The 19,948-nt window shown below is 56.7% G+C and carries 21 protein-coding genes, 1 tRNA gene and 1 riboswitch; of the genes, 7 read left to right on the top strand and 15 right to left on the bottom strand.

The features are described 5' to 3' along the window. The first annotated feature begins 138 nt into the window (after window positions 1-138). Together KZO34_RS01065 and KZO34_RS01060 are read left to right on the top strand one after the other, a co-directional pair. Window positions 139-225, top strand: a tRNA-OTHER gene (locus KZO34_RS01065). A gap of 198 nt (window positions 226-423) precedes the next feature. Beyond that, window positions 424-1,554, top strand: a complete 1,131-nt coding sequence (locus KZO34_RS01060) for an alcohol dehydrogenase family protein (RefSeq protein WP_257900130.1) — start codon at window positions 424-426, stop codon at window positions 1,552-1,554. A gap of 42 nt (window positions 1,555-1,596) precedes the next feature. Here KZO34_RS01060 and KZO34_RS01055 read toward each other — a convergent pair whose 3' ends face one another. The 4 genes from KZO34_RS01055 to KZO34_RS01040 are packed head-to-tail and all read right to left on the bottom strand — an operon-like array spanning window position 1,597 to window position 4,654. After that, complete coding sequence (locus KZO34_RS01055; RefSeq protein WP_219472482.1) at window positions 1,597-2,478, bottom strand: DMT family transporter; 882 nt, start codon at window positions 2,476-2,478, stop codon at window positions 1,597-1,599. A 4-nt stretch (window positions 2,479-2,482) separates the two neighbouring features. Beyond that, window positions 2,483-3,949, bottom strand: coding sequence for a patatin-like phospholipase family protein (locus tag KZO34_RS01050; RefSeq protein ID WP_219472481.1), 1,467 nt, complete (start codon window positions 3,947-3,949; stop codon window positions 2,483-2,485). Window positions 3,950-3,962: 13 nt separating this feature from the next. Next, window positions 3,963-4,514, bottom strand: a complete 552-nt coding sequence (locus KZO34_RS01045; protein ID WP_219472478.1) for a nucleoside 2-deoxyribosyltransferase — start codon at window positions 4,512-4,514, stop codon at window positions 3,963-3,965. Continuing rightward, window positions 4,511-4,654 carry a hypothetical protein gene (locus tag KZO34_RS01040; protein ID WP_219472476.1) on the bottom strand — a complete coding sequence of 48 codons (144 nt, stop codon included), beginning with the start codon at window positions 4,652-4,654 and terminating at the stop codon, window positions 4,511-4,513. Before KZO34_RS01040 ends, KZO34_RS01045 begins: the two co-directional genes overlap by 4 nt. 180 nt (window positions 4,655-4,834) lie before the next feature. Here KZO34_RS01040 and KZO34_RS01035 point away from each other — a divergent pair, with 180 nt between their 5' ends. After that, window positions 4,835-5,626: an enoyl-CoA hydratase gene (locus KZO34_RS01035; protein ID WP_219472474.1), complete on the top strand. Its 792-nt coding sequence runs from the start codon at window positions 4,835-4,837 to the stop codon at window positions 5,624-5,626. 14 nt (window positions 5,627-5,640) lie between these two features. Here the strand turns inward: KZO34_RS01035 and KZO34_RS01030 are convergent, their stop codons facing one another. From KZO34_RS01030 to KZO34_RS01020, 3 genes are read right to left on the bottom strand one after another with little or no spacing between them, the layout of a single operon-like run. Beyond that, the gene (locus KZO34_RS01030; RefSeq protein WP_219472472.1) at window positions 5,641-6,144 is read right to left on the bottom strand and encodes a DUF192 domain-containing protein; all 504 of its coding nucleotides are present in this window, start codon (window positions 6,142-6,144) and stop codon (window positions 5,641-5,643) included. Next, window positions 6,141-6,902 (bottom strand): ABC transporter permease, encoded by a 762-nt coding sequence (locus KZO34_RS01025; RefSeq protein ID WP_219472470.1) that lies wholly within the window; start codon window positions 6,900-6,902, stop codon window positions 6,141-6,143. Before KZO34_RS01025 ends, KZO34_RS01030 begins: the two co-directional genes overlap by 4 nt. A 26-nt stretch (window positions 6,903-6,928) precedes the next feature. After that, window positions 6,929-7,849: an ABC transporter ATP-binding protein gene (locus tag KZO34_RS01020; protein WP_219472468.1), complete on the bottom strand. Its 921-nt coding sequence runs from the start codon at window positions 7,847-7,849 to the stop codon at window positions 6,929-6,931. 131 nt (window positions 7,850-7,980) lie between these two features. Here KZO34_RS01020 and KZO34_RS01015 point away from each other — a divergent pair, with 131 nt between their 5' ends. After that, window positions 7,981-8,442 (top strand): hypothetical protein, encoded by a 462-nt coding sequence (locus KZO34_RS01015; protein ID WP_219472467.1) that lies wholly within the window; start codon window positions 7,981-7,983, stop codon window positions 8,440-8,442. Window positions 8,443-8,533: 91 nt separating this feature from the next. Continuing rightward, window positions 8,534-8,848: a hypothetical protein gene (locus KZO34_RS01010; RefSeq protein WP_219472466.1), complete on the top strand. Its 315-nt coding sequence runs from the start codon at window positions 8,534-8,536 to the stop codon at window positions 8,846-8,848. Here KZO34_RS01010 and KZO34_RS01005 read toward each other — a convergent pair. Then, window positions 8,841-9,347: a hypothetical protein gene (locus KZO34_RS01005; RefSeq protein WP_257900129.1), complete on the bottom strand. Its 507-nt coding sequence runs from the start codon at window positions 9,345-9,347 to the stop codon at window positions 8,841-8,843. The genes KZO34_RS01010 and KZO34_RS01005 overlap by 8 nt on opposite strands. Before the next feature lie 361 nt (window positions 9,348-9,708). Then, a riboswitch (cyclic di-GMP riboswitch) is annotated at window positions 9,709-9,783 on the top strand. A 31-nt stretch (window positions 9,784-9,814) separates the two neighbouring features. Here KZO34_RS01005 and KZO34_RS18575 point away from each other — a divergent pair. Next, complete coding sequence (locus tag KZO34_RS18575) at window positions 9,815-10,471, top strand: PEP-CTERM sorting domain-containing protein (RefSeq protein WP_257900128.1); 657 nt, start codon at window positions 9,815-9,817, stop codon at window positions 10,469-10,471. Between the two features lie 87 nt (window positions 10,472-10,558). Here the strand turns inward: KZO34_RS18575 and KZO34_RS00995 are convergent, their stop codons facing one another. Genes KZO34_RS00995 through KZO34_RS00985 form a run of 3 tightly spaced genes read right to left on the bottom strand, consistent with a single transcriptional unit; the run spans window position 10,559 to window position 13,567 of the window. Further along, window positions 10,559-12,025 carry a PhnE/PtxC family ABC transporter permease gene (locus KZO34_RS00995; protein ID WP_219472464.1) on the bottom strand — a complete coding sequence of 489 codons (1,467 nt, stop codon included), beginning with the start codon at window positions 12,023-12,025 and terminating at the stop codon, window positions 10,559-10,561. Between the two features lie 16 nt (window positions 12,026-12,041). Continuing rightward, the gene (locus tag KZO34_RS00990; RefSeq protein WP_219472463.1) at window positions 12,042-12,692 is read right to left on the bottom strand and encodes an ATP-binding cassette domain-containing protein; all 651 of its coding nucleotides are present in this window, start codon (window positions 12,690-12,692) and stop codon (window positions 12,042-12,044) included. Then, on the bottom strand, window positions 12,692-13,567 hold the full coding sequence (locus KZO34_RS00985) for a putative selenate ABC transporter substrate-binding protein (protein WP_219472462.1): 876 nt from the start codon (window positions 13,565-13,567) through the stop codon (window positions 12,692-12,694). Before KZO34_RS00985 ends, KZO34_RS00990 begins: the two co-directional genes overlap by 1 nt. Before the next feature lie 173 nt (window positions 13,568-13,740). Between KZO34_RS00985 and senB the strand changes: the two genes are divergently transcribed. Continuing rightward, window positions 13,741-14,724, top strand: coding sequence for a selenoneine biosynthesis selenosugar synthase SenB (senB, locus tag KZO34_RS00980; protein WP_219472459.1), 984 nt, complete (start codon window positions 13,741-13,743; stop codon window positions 14,722-14,724). 17 nt (window positions 14,725-14,741) lie between these two features. On the opposite strand, the gene selD is transcribed toward senB, so the two are convergent. From selD to KZO34_RS00960, 4 genes are all read right to left on the bottom strand, one after another. Continuing rightward, window positions 14,742-17,018 carry a selenide, water dikinase SelD gene (selD, locus tag KZO34_RS00975; protein ID WP_219472457.1) on the bottom strand — a complete coding sequence of 759 codons (2,277 nt, stop codon included), beginning with the start codon at window positions 17,016-17,018 and terminating at the stop codon, window positions 14,742-14,744. Beyond that, entirely contained in the window at window positions 17,018-17,701 is a 684-nt protein-coding gene (locus tag KZO34_RS00970) for a helix-hairpin-helix domain-containing protein (protein WP_219472454.1), read from the bottom strand. The genes selD and KZO34_RS00970 overlap by 1 nt, the downstream gene beginning before the upstream one ends. A gap of 42 nt (window positions 17,702-17,743) precedes the next feature. After that, window positions 17,744-18,142: a hypothetical protein gene (locus KZO34_RS00965; RefSeq protein WP_219472452.1), complete on the bottom strand. Its 399-nt coding sequence runs from the start codon at window positions 18,140-18,142 to the stop codon at window positions 17,744-17,746. A gap of 168 nt (window positions 18,143-18,310) precedes the next feature. After that, complete coding sequence (locus KZO34_RS00960) at window positions 18,311-19,831, bottom strand: bifunctional GNAT family N-acetyltransferase/carbon-nitrogen hydrolase family protein (protein WP_219472450.1); 1,521 nt, start codon at window positions 19,829-19,831, stop codon at window positions 18,311-18,313. Window positions 19,832-19,948 lie beyond the last annotated feature (117 nt).

Raw genomic sequence — 19,948 nt, 5'->3', positions numbered from 1 at the left:
AGAAAGTCCCTTGTGTCTTCATGTAGACACTATGTAGACAAAATCGGTCAAATTCTAGCGGATTTCTTCAAACAACCGCAAACAAAGATTTCTAGTAATTATCCATAAGGCACTGTTTTATAGTGCTTATTAAAACCTAGTCCAATTTCTTCAAAGAAGGACTCTAATAACTTAAAATCTCTCGACCTCACGGTCGTGCCGGTTCGATTCCGGCCCGGAGCACCAGTTCCAAATAGATGCATTGTTAAGGTCGTCAACGGGATATTCGCTCGTTACCTTTCGACCATTGGCTGCTCCCAATTATCAATCACTCACAGCTCTTGTGTTCGTCATCTCTGTAAATCAGAGTAGCTTGTACTATCGGCTGAATGTTCCCGAGGGGTCCTCGCCAGCCAAACTATTCCCACGCACTCTGGAATTTGCATGTCTGATTTAGGTTATCTCCGCAGAAACAGCCCGAACCGCTTCGATATTCCTGGCGATCAGCCGACGATGAAAGCCGTGGTAACCAAGGGCAACGGCGGATACGAACAACTGGACTACTGCGATGTTCCGATTCCCGTGCCGGGGCCGGGTGAGGTGTTGCTCCGGGTTCTGGCGGCGGGGGTTAATAACACCGAAATCAACACGCGCCTTGGTTGGTACTCTTCATCGGTCGAGGGTGGTACTGAGCAGCTATCGGAGACCGCCGGCGAGTCCGAGATCGAGGATGGTGGCTGGAATGAAACAACGCCTTTTCCCTTGATTCAGGGTACGGATTGCTGTGGTGAGGTTACTGCCAGGGGCGAGGGTGTAACTCGGCCGGATACCGGAAAGCGGGTTCTTGTCAGGGCCTGTATGCGCGTAAATGGCTTTGATTCCCTGGAAAACCTTTGGATGGCCTCGGATTTTGATGGCGCCTTCGCCCAATACGTCAAGGTGCCGGAAAGCGAGGTGTTTGAAATCGATTGCGATTGGAGCGACGTGGAGCTTGCGACCATTCCCTGTGCCTACGGGACGGCGGAAAACATGCTGCACCGAACGGGCGTTAGTGCAGATGACCGCGTATTGGTAACAGGGGCGTCCGGTGGCGTGGGATCGGCGCTCGTTCAACTGGCCAAGCGTCGGGGCGCTCAGGTTGTGGCCATCGCGGGAGCCGGCAAGCTTGATTTGGTCCGGGGCCTTGGGGCTGACCAGGTGCTTCCCCGGGACTCGGACCTGAGCGCGGAGCTTGGGGATTCGTCTGTGGATGTGGTTATCGACAATGTTGCGGGTGAGCAATTCGGGCAGCTCCTGAAGTTGATGGCGCGTGGCGGCCGGTATGCTTCGTCTGGCGCCATTGCGGGGCCGATTACGACCATCGATATGCGTGACTTCTACCTCAAGGATCTGACCTTGATCGGTTGTACCGCCTGGGATGAACCCGTCTTTTCAAACCTCATTGAATACATTGAAAAGGGTGAGATACGGCCGCTGGTTGCAAAAGCCTTTGAGCTGAAAGACATCGCAACGGCGCAGAAGGAATTTCTCAAGAAAACCCATTTTGGGAACTTTGTTCTGGTGCCTCCGCAGTAAGACGCATTGCTTTTCAAGGAGACCTTTTAGCCAGCGGCTGGGTTATTCCGAAGTCTGGGTTTTGATCGAGCGATACCGCGTTACTTCAATCCAGCCGTGGGTGGCCAAAGCGGAGAGCACGATGAGCCCTCCAACCAGGCTAAGGGGTGTCGGAACTTCGCCCAGGAACAGCCAGACCAGAAAGGCACCGATGATGGTTTCGAGCAGCAGCATCATGCTCACTTCAGCAGCCGGGATGTACCGAGGGCCAATCTGGATCAGCGTCGCTGCCACGGGTAGGAAAACCAGGCAGAGCAGGGCGATGAAGAGGCTGTCACGAAGGGAGGGAATCTGAACGCCCCCGACCAGGGCTGCTGCACCCGCTACCATCAAGGCACCGAACATCAGCATCACGCTCATGTCGGCGTCCGGCTTGGAACGGGCGACGTTGAGGTTGGATGCCAATGCCGTTGCTGCGAGGAATGCCATGAATAGCCCGAGTGGTTCGCCGCGGCCTAGCTCGCTAATCGCCATGATGGTGGCGCCGGTGACACAAACGATGATGATCACCCAGGTTCTCAGTGGCAGGGTTTCCTTCCAGATCAGCCAGGCAATCACCGCGGCGATCACCGGTGCGGTATTCAGAATAACAAGCACATTCCCCGCGGCCGTATTCTTCATGCCCACCACGAAACCCAGGGTGCTCATCGCAAATGCGGCGGCGCAGAACAATCCTTTCCAACCACATTTTCGCATTTCCGACATAAGGCCGGACCGGTAACGAACGCCGTTGATGACCAGAAAGCTGATTGCCAGCAACAGGCCGCGCCAGAACAGAAACACAACCGGGTCCACGGAGGTGATCTTGACCAGCAGGGCATCTGGCGTGATGAACAGCACGCCGATCGCCGCAATGGTCAGTCCCTTGATTCTGGTTGTTTGCAAAAGGCTACTCCGTCCCGGTCTGCCGATCACTCATTGCCGCTTCGAGCCGGGCGATGCAGTCAGCGAAGGTTCGACTTATCCGGGTCTGGTCCCGAATCATCGCCAAGCGTGGCCAGGTGGCTTGTTCGCCCAGTCGAATGAACATGTCGAGGTCTGCCCGGCTGGGGTTTGATAACACTTTCCGGTACAGCAGGGGCCGAAACGGGAAATGGACATTTATGTCGCCGAGATAGGTTTGGGTGGTCATCGCATGGGCCTGTTCCAATAGCGGACGAATGACCGACGACGGCGCTGAATTGCGGCTGAGTTTGAGCGCGGTTGCAACCTGTGCATGGGCCATGGAAGCGGCCGCCTGTTTCAGTGTGGCTTTGGGCCCGCGCTCATGGTGATGGCTGATGAACGGCACCACGTGGGGGTTGGCCTGACTAACGATGGTCCGGTTCACGTTGTGCAGACGCGCCATTCGCATCAGCGGCAGGTCACCGTGCACGCTGCCATCAATCCAGCGCTCGGTGGGCATGTAGGGCTTGGAGGCTTTGGGCCCTTTTTCAAGTTCCCGGGCCTGCAAGGTCACCGGAGGATAAATGGCCGGTACGGCGCAGGACGCCAGGATGGCAGAATCCACCAGAACCTCGGGCGAACTGAGGCTGTTCAGCAGTCGTGGTTTTTGTCGGGTTCGGGTAGGCGATACCGAGATGTTCAGGGTTCGCCCGCTGTGCGCCTCGGCTTCCTTGAAGCTGGTACTGCCGATGTTGGTCCGGATGTGGTCCAGCAGGTGGGAAGGATCCATGGCGTGTTTCTTGCGCCAGATGCGCTCCGGTTCAAGCCAACGGAAGGCGTCGAGGTGAATACCATCTGGGTCAGTGAAAAAGGTTTCAAGCTCGCGCTTGTTCCGGGTGCAGATGGCGCCGGCAACGACGGCTCCCATGCTGGAGCCGGCAATCACATCGGGGAGCAGCCCTGCCTCCCACAGTGCCCGGGTAACGCCAATATGATAGATCCCGAAAGCCGCGCCGCCGCTCAGCATCAGCGCCGGCCGGCCATATACGCGCTCGGCATCCCGGAACATTCGCAGTTTCTGCTCCGTCGAAATGCCGGGCATCTCATGGTCACAGACGAAGTTCATTGATCGTTCGACTTCGTCCAGGAATTCCGTGACCAGAATCTTGGTGCCGGTCCAGGCGACGGCGTACAAATCCGGATTGGCGATCTCTCCAAGATGGCGGTAGACGCTTTCCTGCAGGACACGGGTCAACCCCCTTGTGTCACCTCGCTTTCGGCAGCGGGCCATGGCCGTAATGTGATCTCTGATCAGCTTTTCATGCAGCAGTTCACAGCCGACCTCCTCGCGCCAGGCCAATGTACCGTCCAGCTCATCCAGCTTTTCGGCGGTGGTGTACCACTGTTGGTAGGAATCCGCTTCGGCAAGTTGCTTCTGTAGTTGCCGGCGTTGGGCTTTTCTGTCGCTCATAAGACTCTTTGCTTTACGCGAACCGTTGGATGAGGGTGCGGACGCAGTGCTCAAATACGTCGTCATCATAGAACAGATGTTGTGAGGCGCCGTTCCCCCGGATGATCTCGCCTCCGGCCTCCACAATACCGCATTCGATCATCAGGTTATCGCTGAGCCCGAAATTTTCTATGGTATGGCCGAGGCTGTCGGTCGGGGAGGCGTTCGCCCGCTCGAAATAGTTTCTCGGATCCATGGTGTACCCGAACGCGGCTTTGCCCTGGGCGATCATGTAGCCAACCTCGAAAACGGTGCCCGGGTCAGCGCTGATGCCGCGGAACGGGGTGAGGTTGGCAATGACCCCCTGGCAGTTGGCCATCAATTCGCGGTTGGCCCGGTAGATCCGGAATCCCAGGGCCTGCGACGATTCGCTGCCGGACGCTTCCAGTGTCGTGTCCAGAGGGTCTACGCCCTCAAGACCATAGGTAGCCAGCAGGCGTTTTTTGCTGGAGACAATACGCCGGTGCTCGGTCTCGGGAAAAAACACCTCGGGACCGGCCAGGTATATGCGTTGTGGTTTGGTCAAGGATTATCCTGTTTCGGAAGTGGTTCAATACTGTTGATGTCGCCAGTTGGCGGTTCCGGTTCGTCCTCCATGATCACCAGTATCCCACCTCCAATGATAGCAATGGCAACCAGAGCACGAAGGATCGTCGATTTGGACATGAATTGCTCCTTTGTCAAAGTACACCTTAGTACGTACGTGCGGGGCTGGGGAGTAAAACCCAACCCCTCCGGTAAATTCCTGAGCGTTCTACAAAAGTCGCTTCGACAGTTACCCGCACCTGGTTAATACTGAGTTATCGAATGAGTGTAATTCCAGATCCGCGGTAAGAGGAACGAATCATGATGTCTGAAGAAGAACCACTGGTTCGCAAATACAGTGATAGCGGGATCACTACGCTCACGCTGAATCAGCCCAAGAGTCGGAACAGCCTCTCGATGGCCATGCTTGAGGCGCTGTCCGAAGAGCTGGACGCCATTGCCGGGGATACAGAAACCCGTGTGGTGGTTCTGGCCTCTCATGGGAGTGTGTTCTGTGCGGGGCATGATTTGAGGGAGATCCGTGAGCAATTCGATAATCCGGATTTTCAGCTGGCCCTGTTCAACCAGTGCAGCAAGGTCATGCAGCAGATTGTGTCCCTTCCGAAACCGGTGATTGCGCGCGTCGCCGGGGTGGCCACCGCCGCAGGCTGCCAGTTGGTGGCCAGTTGCGATCTCGCCGTGGCGGCGGATACCGCTCGTTTTGCGACGCCGGGGGTTAATATTGGCCTGTTCTGCTCGACGCCGATGGTGGCGCTTTCCAGGAACGTGTCGCGCAAACACGCCATGGAAATGTTGCTGACCGGTGAGATGATCGGCGCAGTGAGGGCCGAGGCCATTGGTCTGGTGAATCGGTCGGTGGATGAGCAGGTTCTGGACGAGACGGTCTACGGGTTGGCAAGGACCATTGCGGACAAGTCCGGATACACGCTGAAAGTCGGCAAGGAAGCGTTTTACCGGCAGTTGGAAATGCCCCTGGCGGAGGCCTACGAATTCACGTCAACCGTGATGGCGGACAACATGCAGGCCAATGATGCCCAGGAGGGCATCTGTGCGTTCCTGGAGAAGCGCAAACCGGACTGGAAGGATAGTTGAGGCGAAGGCAGCGTTCAGTCCGAGGGGCAGTTCGCTGCGCCGACCGCCAGACGGTCACCGACCGCGATGCCATGCGTCGAGAAGAAGTCCCGGTTCATCTCGACCGCGGAGGTGAACGCAATTCCGGCCGGGTAGGAGGGGCAGTTTCCCGCGTTTTTTGAACTGCACGGTGCCATCTTCCGAATACTGCCGATTTCTCCAGCCGGGCCAAGGTAGGCGATGTCCAGGGCAATGAGAGTCTTGTACATCCAGAAGCCGTGGTGGGGGCTCCGGGGCCGGTCATAAACGAACAACATGCCCTCACGATCGCCCAGGGATTTGCGCCCCATCAGCCCCTTCTGCCGCTGACTGAAATCGTCGGCGACCTCCAGCATCACTGGCACAGTGCCATCCTGCGTAATAAAGCATGCCTCCGACAGCGGTAGCCGGGGCTGGGGCACGCTTGGGTCGGCCGAGCAGGCCGAGACCAGCGAAACCAGCAGCAGGGCCAGTAATGAAGTGCCAATGTGTCTCTTCATGAGCGCAGTCGGTAACCGGTTTTAAAGATATACCAGACAGCCAGCATGCACGCGCTGAGGAAGACCAGAGTCATACCAACGCTGATTCCCACGTGCACGTCAGACACTCCGTAGAAGGCCCAGCGAAAGCCGCTGATCAGATAAACCACCGGGTTGAACAGGCTGATGGTCTGCCAGATCGATGGCAGCATGTCGATGGAATAGAAGGTGCCGCCGAGAAATACCAGGGGCGTCACGATCATCATGGGCACGATCTGCAGTTTTTCGAAGCCGTCCGCCCAGATGCCAATAATGAACCCAAACAGACTGAAAGTGACCGAGGTAAGAATGAGGAAGGACACCATCCAGAACGGATGAAGTACGTCGTAATCCACGAACAGGCGTGCGGTGGCCAGTATGATCAGGCCAAGGATGACAGACTTGGTGGCGGCAGCTCCGACGTACCCGAGTACCACCTCCACGTAAGATACCGGAGCCGAGAGAACCTCGTAGATGGTCCCTGAAAACTTCGGCATGTATATGCCGAAAGAGGCGTTGGAGATACTCTGCATCAGCAGTGACAGCATCACCAGGCCGGGAATGATGTAGGCCCCGTAGCTGATGTTGTCGATGTCTCCCATGCGCGATCCGATGGCCGAGCCGAATACCACGAAATACAGGCAGGTGGAGATGACCGGAGACAGCACACTCTGCATCAGGGTGCGTTTCATGCGGGCCATTTCAAAGTTGTAGATTGCGCGGACGCCGTAGAGGTTCATGCCTTTCTCCAGTGAATCGGTCGTGGCTATTCGTGCACGAGGCCGACAAAGATCTCTTCCAGGGAGCTTTCCCGGGTCTGAAGATCCCGGTACTCGATACCCAGGTCACCCAGGGTGCGCAGCAAGCGTGCGACGCCTGCCTGCTCCTGCTGGGAATCGAAGGTGTAAATCAGCTCGTAACCGTCGTCTGAGAGCTCAATGGGCTCCAGCGTCAATTCGCCCGGCATGCCGTCGAGCTTGCTCTGCAATTGCAGTCGCAGTTCTTTCTTGCCGAGCTTACTCATCAGGCGGTCTTTTTCCTCCACGAGGATGATTTCACCGTCGCGGATCACGCCGATCCTGTCGGCCATTTCCTCAGCTTCCTCGATGTAGTGCGTGGTAAGAATGATGGTGACGCCGTTCTCCCGGAGTTTGCGAACCATTTCCCACATGTCCCGGCGCAGTTCCACGTCGACGCCAGCGGTTGGTTCATCAAGGAAAAGAATCTGGGGTTCGTGGGAAAGTGCCTTGGCAATCATCACCCGGCGCTTCATGCCGCCGGAAAGTGACATGATGCGGTTGTTGCGCTTATCCCAGAGCGACAGGTCTTTCAGTACCTTCTCGATATGAGTCGGCTTGGGTGCCTTCCCAAACAGGCCACGGCTGAAGGAAACCGCGTCCCAGACTGTCTCGAAGGAGTCCGTATTCAGTTCCTGCGGCACCAGGCCAATTGACTGCCGGGCCTTGCGATACTCGCGCACAATGTCATGGCCAGCGGCTTTCACTTCGCCCTCGGAGAGGTTCACGATGCCGCAGATAATACTGATCAGGGTCGTTTTGCCGGCTCCGTTCGGGCCGAGCAGGGCAAAGATCTCACCGCGGTTGATCTCCAGATTGATGTCCTTCAATGCCTGGAAACCGTCGCCATAGACCTTGCTGAGGTGCTTTACGGAAATGTCCGGCTGCACGGGCGTATCCTGTCTGTAGAATGGGTAAAAATGAAAGCGCGGTATTTTCTCATGACTGACGCCAGTTTAGAAAGCTTTGCCTGTCTCCGCATAGCGCTCATAATGCGGCGGTCCGGAATCGAGGTACGAGAATGTTACGAGCAGCGATGACTGTGGGATTGATACTGGCGTTGGTCGCAACGGCGGTGTTCGTCCCCCGAATGTTAAGCAACAACGGCCAGGAAGAGTGGGGTGGGCCCAACGTGCCGTGCGACCTGTTAGCGGAAAGTTGTTCCTGGTCGAGCAGGTCCGGGCTTTGGACGGTAGATCTGGAGGTCCTGGATACCGACGGCCAGGACACCGAATATCGACTCACGGTCGTCTCGCCCGAGCCACCCGAACGATTCCTGGCAGTTCTCAGGGGGGAGTCCATGTATATGGGCGAATACCCGGTGCCGTTGCGCCGTCAGGTCGATGGCACTTATGTCGCGCGTTTCAATGCTCCCATCTGCAGTACCGGAGAGGAGATGGTCTGGCGAGTAGATCTACAGCAGGGCCAGGAACGACTGAAAGGCATTCCGGTGAAGCTGGTGTTTCAGGCCCGTCATCTGTGATTGGCCTCAAAACACTCGTTTGGCAGAGCTGACAAGGCCCCCATATCGTGTAAAATTCCAGTCACTTATTGCTGACATCAGGGAAGACACGATGAATTACGGAGATAGCGTTCAGAAGGTACTGCTGCGCAAAATCCGAAAGGCGGAGCAGGATCTGGTGCAGTTGAAGCTGGATTACTGCCGGTTTGTGTTTGGCCTGACCCATCGGGCCAGAGTCGTGTCGGACGGAACCGCTTATGTGGTCCGGTCCGTCGACGTCGACAGCATGAAGAATACGGAAGAGGGCGGTTTTACCCGGCCTGGGATCGGAGGGGTGCCAGTGACTCAGCCGGACGCCTCGGAATCAGTTCAATTGGGCACGAACTGGGCACTGGACTCGACGCCCGATCAACCGGCTGTCAAATAAACGCATTGGCGGTAATGGCCTCATAAAGACTGTCGCCCGGCGTCACGTAATGATGCTGCCGCCAGAATTCCGCACCCTCCAGCCCTCCGCGATAGCACGCCAGAAGAATACTGCTTTGCGTCAGGGTTGAAATTGCCTGTAGCGCCTGCGGCTGCCGGATTCCGATTTTTCGGCTTGCAATATGAGCGGCCAGCCCGGCCAGTGATTCGGAATGTCGTGCGGGCGTGTCACACAGGGCACAGGCCGCGCCATAAAGCCACACAGCTGCGTAGTCCCGAACCGCCTCTGGCGCGTCGCCAAGTTCCAGCCCTTTCACACGACAATCCCTTTCCTGAAGTCCGGCAAGAATATGCAACTGGGTCAGTAGCTCCGTTCGATCGGCGCCGGCTACTTGTCGCGCTGCGGGTGTTCGTCTGACCGGCACGGGTGCAACTTCGTCGCGGGTAACATTCTCAGTTACCGGAGCAGCCCGAACCAGCGTCACCATGCGAAATGCCATCAGTAGCACAAGTGCTACCAAGCCAACCTGGATTATGAAAACCACCCCGTCCGTCATGATTCACGCTGCCCTGAACACTGCAAAATGTAATCAGAGTGTAACGAAATGTAAGCGCCAAGGGGATGCTACCGCTTGTCAGAATAAGCCTAAAAATTGGCCCGAATGACGGAACTGTGATGAGGGTCATAAAGCGCTCCCGGAGCAGTTGTGTCGGGAATGTTTACAGACTGGAGCTGGTATGTGAACTGTTTCACCAGCTTTACACCTATGTGTCAAAAAAATTTACAGTCTTCGCTTTGATGTACCTGTTGAGCCGCTATTTCCTGGGCTTTGAGCACCTGGCATGGATCTGGCTATGACTCCCCACTGTAGCCAAACCACCCGTGAGGGTGGGACGGAAAGCTGCGGGTCTTACTGAGACAGCCGGGCTGCACAGGGAGTAATCAAAGCGTTCACGGAGAATGTTGATGGATTTTAAAAGAACGGCACTTGGTTTCGTATTTGCAGCTTCAGCAAGCGCCGCGCTGGCAACGCCGCAGTACAGTGGAAGCACCACCTCAGACGGTGACCTTGCCCTGGATCAAGGGGCTGGCTATTACATCTGGAACGATCTTAACAATACCAGTAACTGGTTCGTCCGCTGGCTGGCGCCAGGGGCTGTCGATGCCGATAACACGGTAGAATGGTTCGGCGATCTGGAGTTCGAAAACCAGAACCTCGGTACCTATGAGTCCTTCGGTTTTGAATCCTCCGGTCCCCACGCAGACACCATGACGGATTTCAGCACCGGCACCTCTGATTTCATCACCTGGACCGCGGCAACTAACGCGACCGGTGGTGTCGACGGCTTCAATTTCACCCTGGCAGGTGGAATTGAGTTGCTACAATTCTCGCTCGGCTCAAGCCTGTTCGCGGGCCTGACTCCGGTCCTGACCGACCCCGGTACGACCTCTGCCGGGATCTATATTGGTGATGGTTACTCCTCTACCGACGCCCTGGTCCTCGAGAACCGGGCCGGTGGCGTGTACCAGCAGTTCGAGGTTTCCGTTCCGGAGCCTTCAACACTGGCACTGCTTGGCCTCGGCCTGGCAGGATTTGGTGTGTCACGTCGTCGCCGTAGCTGATCAAAGCTGAGTGCAGTGACTCAAAGCCGGGCTTGTCCCGGCTTTTTGCTGTGCACGGATTGTAGAAGCACCCTTCAGGGAGGGCGGTTAACAGGTGGGCATGGTTTGCAGAGCCAGTTTACGGCGAATATAGCGACCGAGAGTATCTACGCCAATATTGAGCAGCGCGGTAATCAGAATCAGCACCATCGCCCGATCAAACTGGATATTCTGGATGGCGCTGTCGACGTAAAATCCCAGGGTGTAGATGCCAAGAATCCCCAGGATCGCCGTTTCCCGCATGATGATTTCCCACCGATAGAACAGAAACGCCAGGAACGACCGGTACACCCTGGGCACTAATTCCCAGGAGTATCGATTGAACCCAGTAGGGGCATCGCTTCTCAGTTGGATGGCATTGGTCTGGCGACCGATCAGGTGGCCAATGATGCCACCATTATGGAGCGCCAGTGCGACTACCGCCGGGAGCATGGAAGGCCCCCACAGCTGCAGCAGAATGTAGGCGAGAATGTACTCCGGTGTCGACCGTGCAATAACCAGAAATACGTGACCGAACGTTCGGCGAATGGGCCCGCCGAAATGATTGGATATCAGCGGGAATAACAACAAGGCCAGAATGCCCGTGCCGACCAACGCGATCTGCGTGAGAATTACCGTATTCCAGATCCCCGGTATGGCCTGGTGAACCATCAGGTCCCCGAACCAGGCGGTCAGCCCAGTAAGTCCCTCACCTTGCCTGATGGGGCTTGGAATGATGTCCTGGGTGAAGAACCGTTCCACATTGCCCCAAACGATTGGCAGCCCGTCACCAAGAAAAAATGGTGCTCCGAGTATATAAACGGGCAGAAGCTTTGGTTTTACCCACAGCGGCATGGTCGCAATGAGGACGTAAAACAGAATCAGCATTGCACCGGCGTCGGAGTATAGCCCCTGGGAAAACGAACTCTCGAGGTAGAAACCCAGGGTCGGCAAACCGACGAAGCCGAGAATGGCACTTGACCGCAGACCACATTCGAGTCGATAAGCGGTGTAGGTCCGGAGCTGGACCCAGCAATCCGGGATACGGGTATACAGAAACGCTGCGACTACACCGGTACCGGGGGGAAGAAGGCGGCCAGGCTCAGGATCCGCTTCCTCGAGGATTTCGGAATACACCTTGGCGAAGATGCCGGAGTAGGGGATCGCAATGGCCAGCACCCCGGTTAAGGGGTGAAAGCCAAAAAACTGGAGGAAAATAAGTGCCCAGAAGAGCTCGTGAATGGCCCGGATAAAGGCGCAGAAGATTCGAACCGGTAAAAAACGGTAGACGAGCGACAGCATGAAGCCGGCAATACTGCCCAGTGCCACGCCAACAAAGGCAAAGGCAACCGTCCTCAGCAGCGCCGTCATAAGGCCTTCGGTACTGAAGAAATTGGGTGTTACAACACCGAGGAAGAAGTTTCCCAGATCCTGCCAGGGATTCGATGCGGTGATTGCGATGTCCGCTGCGAATAACCCCGCCACCGCGATGGCGAGAAAAATAAGGCTGGTTCGAACCGTCGGATAGGAAAGCATGAAGGTCTGCCGGTTCCTAGTAGAGCGACATGATGTCAGTGATCGTCAGGCGTTCGCTGGTGTCATCCAGTGCAACTTGGCCATCCTGAATTCCGACTATCCTGTTGCAGTACGTCAGTGCAAGCTCGACATCGTGAAGAGCAATTACGCTGGTCGAAAAATATTCCTTGAGGCGTTTCATGACCAGATGCGCCATGGGTCCATCCAACGCTGAGACCGGCTCGTCTGCCAGCAACAATCCGGCATTCCGGTACATGGCTCTGGCTATCGCAACCCTTTGGCGCTGGCCGCCGGACAGGGACGCCGTCGGAATCCACAGCTTCTCTGGCATTCCCAGATCTGCCAGCAGCTCCCTGACCGCCGTTCTGTCGGTCGAAAACGGCCTTAGCAGAGTCATCGTGTTGTACCAGACTGAATGGCGATCCAGCTGGCCCATGAACACGTTGTGAAATACGGGTAGGGCGTTAACCAGTCCCAGCTCCTGGGGTACCAGAGATGAATCCCGGTTCACCTGCTCATGAATTAATCGTATCAGTGTCGACTTACCGGCACCGCTCTTACCGACAAGGGCAACGTGCTCGCCCTGTTTTACGGTCAGGGAGAGCGGGCCTACCACCCGCTCTCCGCCGAAGGACGCCGTCAGGCTTGAGAGATCGAACCCTGACATTAATCGAGAATTCCAATCTCTTCTGCAGTCTTCCTGATCGGCTCGTAATCGTCATTGGAGGCCGGGATAAAGCCGGAACGCGGGAAGCTCTCCAGAAGAGCCTTGTCGTCAAGGTTCAGCAGGGCCTCTTTGACACGATCCTTGAATCCCTCTCCAAAGCGGTCGTTAACGTCGCCGCGGATCGTCCATTGGTAATCCGGGTAAGCCGGGGTCTCCCAGATAACCTGAACAGCATCGGTATCGACATTGCCGGCCTCAACTTCTTTCTGCCAGACCTGGAAGTTCAACGCCCCGGCTTCATAGGTGCCCGCCTCGACCAAACGAAGGGTGCGCGTGTGGTTACCGCTGAAACCAACCCGCGAGAAAAAGTCCTCAGGCTGTTCGCCGAAGGTTTCGCGAATGTAGAATTCGGGCATCAGGCGGCCGGAGGTGGAACCCTTCGAGCCGAAGGTGAACGTGGTATCTTTGAGACCTTCCGCCAATGCCGACAGCTCGTCAGCCGGCTCAATGCCCGTGCTGGTGTTGGCGATGAAGTAGGTCTGGAACGCTTCGTCCTCGACGCCCTGAGCAATCGCCTCGGAACCGGGAACCAGTCTGCGAGCCTGAACGCCGGAGAGGCCGCCAAACCAGGCCAGTTGAACCTGGTTGTTACGGAAGGCAGAAACAGCAGCCGCATAGGATTTGACCGGAATATACCGAACGTCCACATTCAGTTCGTCCGAAAGATAGTCGGCTACGCCTTTGAACCGCTCCACAAGCTTGGTTTCGTCCTCATCGGGGATCGCTGTGAACACGAAGGTTTCAGCGGATGCGGAGAAAGCAACGGCACTGAAAAGGCCGGAAAGCATGAATTTCCGTATAAGATTCAAAGTCATTTGATGTCCTTAGTTCTGTGATTGGATGACTGGGACGAGCGAACGCGGATTGCATCCCGAACGCCAAAGGATACCTTGATTTACGCTAACTCTGAACAGCTATACGAGTTGCTCGTTTGAATGGCTCAGCCCTGTAACCTCAAGTTCTGGCATCGTTTGTAAATGGGATAAAGATGAAAATAATAATGATCACCCCCGCGCCTCCCGGATCCCGTGCGGGAAATCGGGCAACCGCAGAACGCTGGGCCAACCTGCTCGGACAAGCCGGACATCAGGTCACGGTGGTGACCGACTATGCCGGGGAGCCCTGCGATGCCTTTATTGCTCTCCACGCCTGGCGCAGCCACGATGCTATCCAGGTGTTTCGGAAATGCTGGCCACAGGCACCCCTGATTCTGGCGTTGACCGGAACCGACATTTACCGCCACCAGAGGGAATACCCACTTCCCACGCGGGCTTCCATGGCGGCGGCCGATGTCTTGATCGGGTTGCACGACCGGGTGGCCGGAGATATTCCGCCGGAATTCACCAATAAGCTGATTACCCTGTTTCAGTCCGCTGACGCGGTTCCGAGACCGGGTTCGGCCAACCGTAATGACAGTTCATTCGATGTCTGTGTGATCGGCCACCTGCGTGAGGAGAAGGATTCCCTCCGTACCGCTGTGGCCGCTCGGCTTGTGCCTGATAATTCGAAACTCCGGGTGCTCTGTGCTGGCAAACCGCACAACGCGGAGTGGCAAGCGATGGTCGAGCAGGAGGTAGCGCAGAACCCTCGTTTCGAATGGCTCGGTGAACTCGACCAGGCAGAGACCCGGGCCCTGATGGCGCGGTGCCAGCTCATGGTGATCAGCTCGGTAATGGAGGGCGGTGCCAATGTCGTCTCCGAGGCCTGTCGGGCGGGGCTGCCCATACTCGCCTCGGACATTCCGGGCAACCGCGGCCTGCTGGGCGAGGACTACGAAGGTTACTTCCCGGCCCGGGATGAGGTTTCACTTGCCAGCCTACTGAGTCGTGCTGAGTCCGAACCGGGGTTTCTGGGGCGCTTGTCGGCCCAGGTGGCCGAGGTTGCTCCCCGTTTCACGCCGGAGAACGAACAACGGTCCCTGGAGAAGGCGTTGCAGCTGGCTGTTCAAGGCCGCGCTGCTTGCAGTAGCTGAGCGCTCCGTTCGGGCCATCAATCCTTCAGTGAGATGGGTTCGATCGCCCCTTCCATATCCTGTGGAAGCACCCGGCCGATGATGGCGGTGTGCGGGTAACCCAGGGATTTCAGTTCACGCACACAGGCTTCGGCCTGATCTGCTGCCACACTGGCGAGCAGCCCGCCCGCTGTTTGCGGATCAAAGATCAGGGGGTACCTGGGATGTTTGACCCACTTCTCCTGGTCCCGAATACCGCGGCGCAGGCGAATATTGGCAGGCTGGAGAGAGCTAAGGATGCCGGCGGCCGCGGTTTCTTCCGCCCCCGGCAGTATCGGGATCGCCGATAGATCCAGCTCCGCGTCAACGCCCGAGGGGCGCGTCATTTCCACCAGGTGTCCGAGCAGGCCGAAGCCGGTAACGTCAGTGCAGGCACGGGATCCGTGGCGTCTCAGGCATTCCGCCGCGAGTTTGTTGGACTGGATCATGGAGGTGAGGGCGCTGTCGATCCATCGCCCCCTGGCCGCAAGCCGGGCATGAGCGGCAAACAGCGTGCCGGTGCCAATCGGCTTGGTGAGCACAAGAACGTCGCCGGCTCGTAATCCGCCCTTGCTCATGACTTCATCAGGATCAATGAGACCGTTTACGGCAAATCCCAGAGCCAGTTCCTTGCCTTCGCCTGTGTGGCCACCCACGAGGGCGCACCCGGCCTCATTCAAGACGTCCACGGCACCGGACATCATCTGGTAGACGACATCCTCGACCTTCGATTCAATGCCGTAGGGTACGGTCGCGACGGCGGTCGCGCTCTGGGCTTCGGCGCCCATGGCGAAGACGTCACCGAGGCTGTGATTGGCCGCAACCCGGCCGAACACGTAGGGATCGTCGATAAACGCCCGGAAAAAATCGACGGTATGGACGACGGCCTTGCCAGGAGGAACCCGGAGAACGGCCGCATCGTCGGGGGCATGCAGGCCGATGATGATATCGTCGCGCTCGATCGGCTTGAGTTCCCCGAGTGCACGAGACAGCACAGTACTGCCAACCTTCGCGCCACAGCCGCCACAACGCATGGCCACGGCTGAAATGGCCTGAGAAGCTTCTTCCGGGTTCTGGGCCGCCGCAGTATCGGGAAGTTTGGCTTCATCGGCCATTTCCGGCAGGTCATTGAACTTCTTCATGAACCTACGGTCGATCCAGTCCTTCCAGCGCCAGACGAGGGCGCCGTCAAATTGCATATTGCCGCGGGAGGCAACGGCGTATTTGTCACCAGTACTGATTAACGCCAACCATTTTTTCTGGGGATGAAAATCCTTGGTAGCCTTGCCCAGGGCAAGGCGCTTCAGGTTGTCGGCAAGGGGAGGCCCCTGTCGGACCGCAAAGACACCGGCCTTTTCCCTTGGGTGGTTGACCACGTTGGCAATATCGCCGGCTGCAAAAATGCTGTCGTCGTTCTCCGACTGGAGCGTGTCCCGCACCCGAAGAAACAGGCCCTCATCGAGGGCCAGGCCGGTGTCCTTCAGCCACTCGGGGCCGCCGGCCCGGGTTACCCAAAGGACCTCGTCTGTCTGGAGGGATTCTCCGGATTCCGTTAACAGCAGGCCGTCCTGAACTCGACTTACCGGGGAGCCGAGATGAACTTTCACACCCCGATCAGACAGAGTCTTGCGGAAGACTTCACGGACCTTGGGATTGTGGGTGGGAAGAATCTCGTTGGCCGCGTCGAACAGATGGAAGTGCAGCTGATCGGGGTCCTTACCGCGTTGCCTGAGTTCTTTCGTCAATCGGAACTGCATGGCGAGCGTCAGCTCAACGCCGCCCGCGCCGGCACCAACGACTGCGATGGAAAGGGGGCCATCGTGGTTCTCGATCCTGGATAACAAGGCAAGCCAGCGGTTATTGAAACCGGTAATGGGTTTGACCGGAACCGCGTGGTCGGCTGCACCCTCGACTTCATTGACACGCGGCGATGAGCCGATGTTGATCGACAGAATGTCATAGGGCACATCCGGTCGACCCCGGCAGAGCACACGTTTCTGCTCCCGGTCGATACCAACGGCTTCGTCGCGATAGAATCGGGCCCCGGCGAATTCGGCCAGCCGGCTGAGATCTATATGAACGTCGTCGTAGGTATAATGGCCCGCAACATAACCGGGCAGCATACCGGAATAGGGCGTATGGGTATCTCGGCAGATCAGGGTCAGGCGCACGCCGGGGACGGGGTTCATCGCGAACCGCTTCAGTACCCCGACGTGGCTGTGCCCACCGCCAATCAGGACTATGTCCCGTAATACAGGCTGGTCAGGCGTTCGCATCAGACGATTTTCTTGGCTTCAGTCGTGAACTGGGAAAATCCTTTGACGCTGGAGAAGGCCTTGAGTTTTTCCTGGTCGGCCGCAGACGGGTTGGCGATCTGATCAATGGAGGTAATGCCAGCTTCCTTCATTTTCTTGGCTGTCGCCGGGCCAATGCCCTTCACCAGAGTCAAGTTGCCCTTGTCGACAGGCTTGGCCGCAGTGGTCGCAGGCTTTTTGGCCGCCGGCTTCTTCGAAGGAGCTTTTTTGGCCGGAGTCTTCTTTGCAGTTGCTTTTTTGGCTGCAGGCTTGGCGGCCGTGCTGCCGGATTTGGCGGAAGTTTTCGGTGCCGACTTCTTGGCTGCCGTTTTTGCTTCCTTGCTGATTTCCTCGGTGCGTTTCTTGACCTCTTCTCCGGCTTCTTTCGAAGCCACCCCAAGACGCTCGAGAATGCTGCTCTGAAGTTCATGGAACTCGTTCAGCCTGCGTTCGAACTCTTCATTGAATCGCTTCATTTCGCGATCTCGCAGGTCGTCCACCTCTTTAAGCAGTTTCCTGACCGGGTCCTGAATCTGTTGCTGCAAGCTGTCGAACTGCTTAAGCGCGTCGTTGACCAGTCCTTCGATCTGGGAGGACGTCTTCTCGAATTCCTTGTTAACCTTCTTGACGATCTTATCAACGCTCGGTTTGGCTTTCTTTGCCATGAGACATCTCCTTGCGGGTGGGGATAGAACGGGCGAACAGGATCAGGCCAATTGCCGGAAGCCGGAGAGAGGCCCTGGGGAACGTCTTGATTTCAGAGACTGCTTTTTCGAGAGTACTTCCCGGATTCTACGGAGTTTCTCCGCGAGGGGAGAGTCTTTCTCGGAATCTATCTCAACAAAATCAATAGAGTAAAAGAAGTTGCTGCAGTGTTTTCTTCGTTCTGTCACAAGTCCGGTGACACCCTCGGCGCGAATTTTGTCGAAGGGCATATCCATAACGAGGTCGAGAACGATGGTATCGCCAGGTTTGAATACCTTGTCGGTCTTCATCACACACCCATATGCGTCCAATTCGTAGAGATCGGCTTCAACGAGCTCCTTTCGGAACAGACCCTGCCTTACTCGAAACTGCGCAACCAAGTCTGGTAGTGATTCATTCATCAACATTTACTCTGGTGATTTCCGTATCCACTGCAGCCCGCTTATCGGAAGACGAGCTGGATATTGTCTAAACAATAGACACTGATTTGCGGTTTGGCAACGCCATCAGTGCCCTACGCTGTAGCTCTCAGGCAGTTCTTCAACTCCCCGAGAGTTTATCTGCCGGGACTACTTCTTCTTTAGTTCATACATGTCCACGCGCCGATCTTTCAGGTTGGTGACAGAACCCTCGTTCCGTACCAACTTGAGTTTTTCGAGGTCCATGTCCGAGAACATGATCATTTCCGTATTCGGCGTGGTTTCCGCCATTACCGCATCGTGGGGAAAGGCAAAATCCGACGGGGAAAATACGGAAGACTGGGCGTACTGGACGTCCAGGTTTTCAACTTTCGGCAAGTTGCCGACACTGCCGGTGATCACGACATAACACTCGTTTTCGATGGCCCGAGCCTGCGCGCAGTGGCGAACTCGCAAGTAGCCGTTCTTGGTGTCTGTCCAGAACGGAACCATGATGATGTCGACGTCTTCGCTGGAGGCAATCCGCCCCAATTCCGGGAACTCGATGTCGTAGCAGATCATGATTGCGACCCGGCCGGCATCGGTGTCGAACACTTCGAAATCACTACCACCTTCGATGACCCAGTCCCGGCGTTCATGTGGCGTGATATGAATCTTGCGCTGCTCATCAACCCGGCCGTCGCGGTGGCACAGGTAGGACACGTTATAGACGCGGTCGTTTTCAAGCAGGGGCATGGAGCCTGTGATGATATTGATGTTGTAGCTCACCGCCATCTCAGACATTTCGTCCCGGAACTGCTCGGTGAAACCCGCCAGAAAGCGGATAGCGCGGGTCTGGTCCATCTGATCGGTCAGGCCCATCAGCGGTGCGTTGAAGAACTCGGGGAACAGGGCGAAGTCGCTCTTGTAATCAGAGAGCGCATCGACAAAGTATTCCACCTGCTTGAGCACTTCCTCCACTGACGTGAATTCACGCATCTGCCATTGCACGGCGCCAAGTCGGACCTGGGTTTTCTTCACGTTCAAAACGGAGGAGGGCGGCGTGTAGAGGATGTTTCGCCATTCCAGCAGGGTGGCGTAGCCGAGGGACTTCTCATCCTCCGGCAGGTACTTGTGCATCAGGCGAGTGACCTGGAAGTCGTTCGACAGCTGGAAGGTCAGGATCGGGTCGTAGATTTCCTTACGATCCACCCGCTGAATGTATTCGGCCGGCGAATACTGGTCCGAGTACTTGTGATAGTTGGGAATGCGGCCGCCGGCGAGAATGGCCCGCAGATTCATCGAACGGCAGAGCTCTTTTCGAGCCTCGTAGAGCCGCCGACCCAGGCGATAACCGCGGAATTCCGGGTGGATGAAGACGTCCAGGCCGTAAAGAGAGTCACCGTTGGCGTTGTGCCAGATCTTTTCGTTACGGAGGATGAGGTCGTCGTAGGTATGCGGATTGCTGAACCGCTCATATTTGACGCAGACGGTCAGGGCCACGGCGATGAGCTGACCGTTATCCTCGATACAGATCTGCCCGTCCGGAAATTGCTCCACCAGGGCCTTGATGGTTTCCTTCGGCCACGCACCTCCGATGTCATCGTAAATTCGGTCCATCAGGATCTGAAGTTGATCGTAATCCTCGAGTGTCAGATTCCTGAGATTGAGGTGAAGTTCTTCGTGGGCCATTCAGATCGGCTCCCGTTTGAGGTTCGAAAATGGAGAAAGCGACGTAACCGGCAACTAGTTACAGAAGTTTATCAGATGCTGTTAAAGAGTTCGCATAACAGGCCGAAACATCACTTA

Source organism: Marinobacter sp. F4206, assembly GCF_019392195.1.
GTDB lineage: Bacteria > Pseudomonadota > Gammaproteobacteria > Pseudomonadales > Oleiphilaceae > Marinobacter.
The sequence above is the reverse complement of the archived record's forward strand: the minus strand, read 5'-3'. Positions and strand labels throughout refer to the sequence as shown.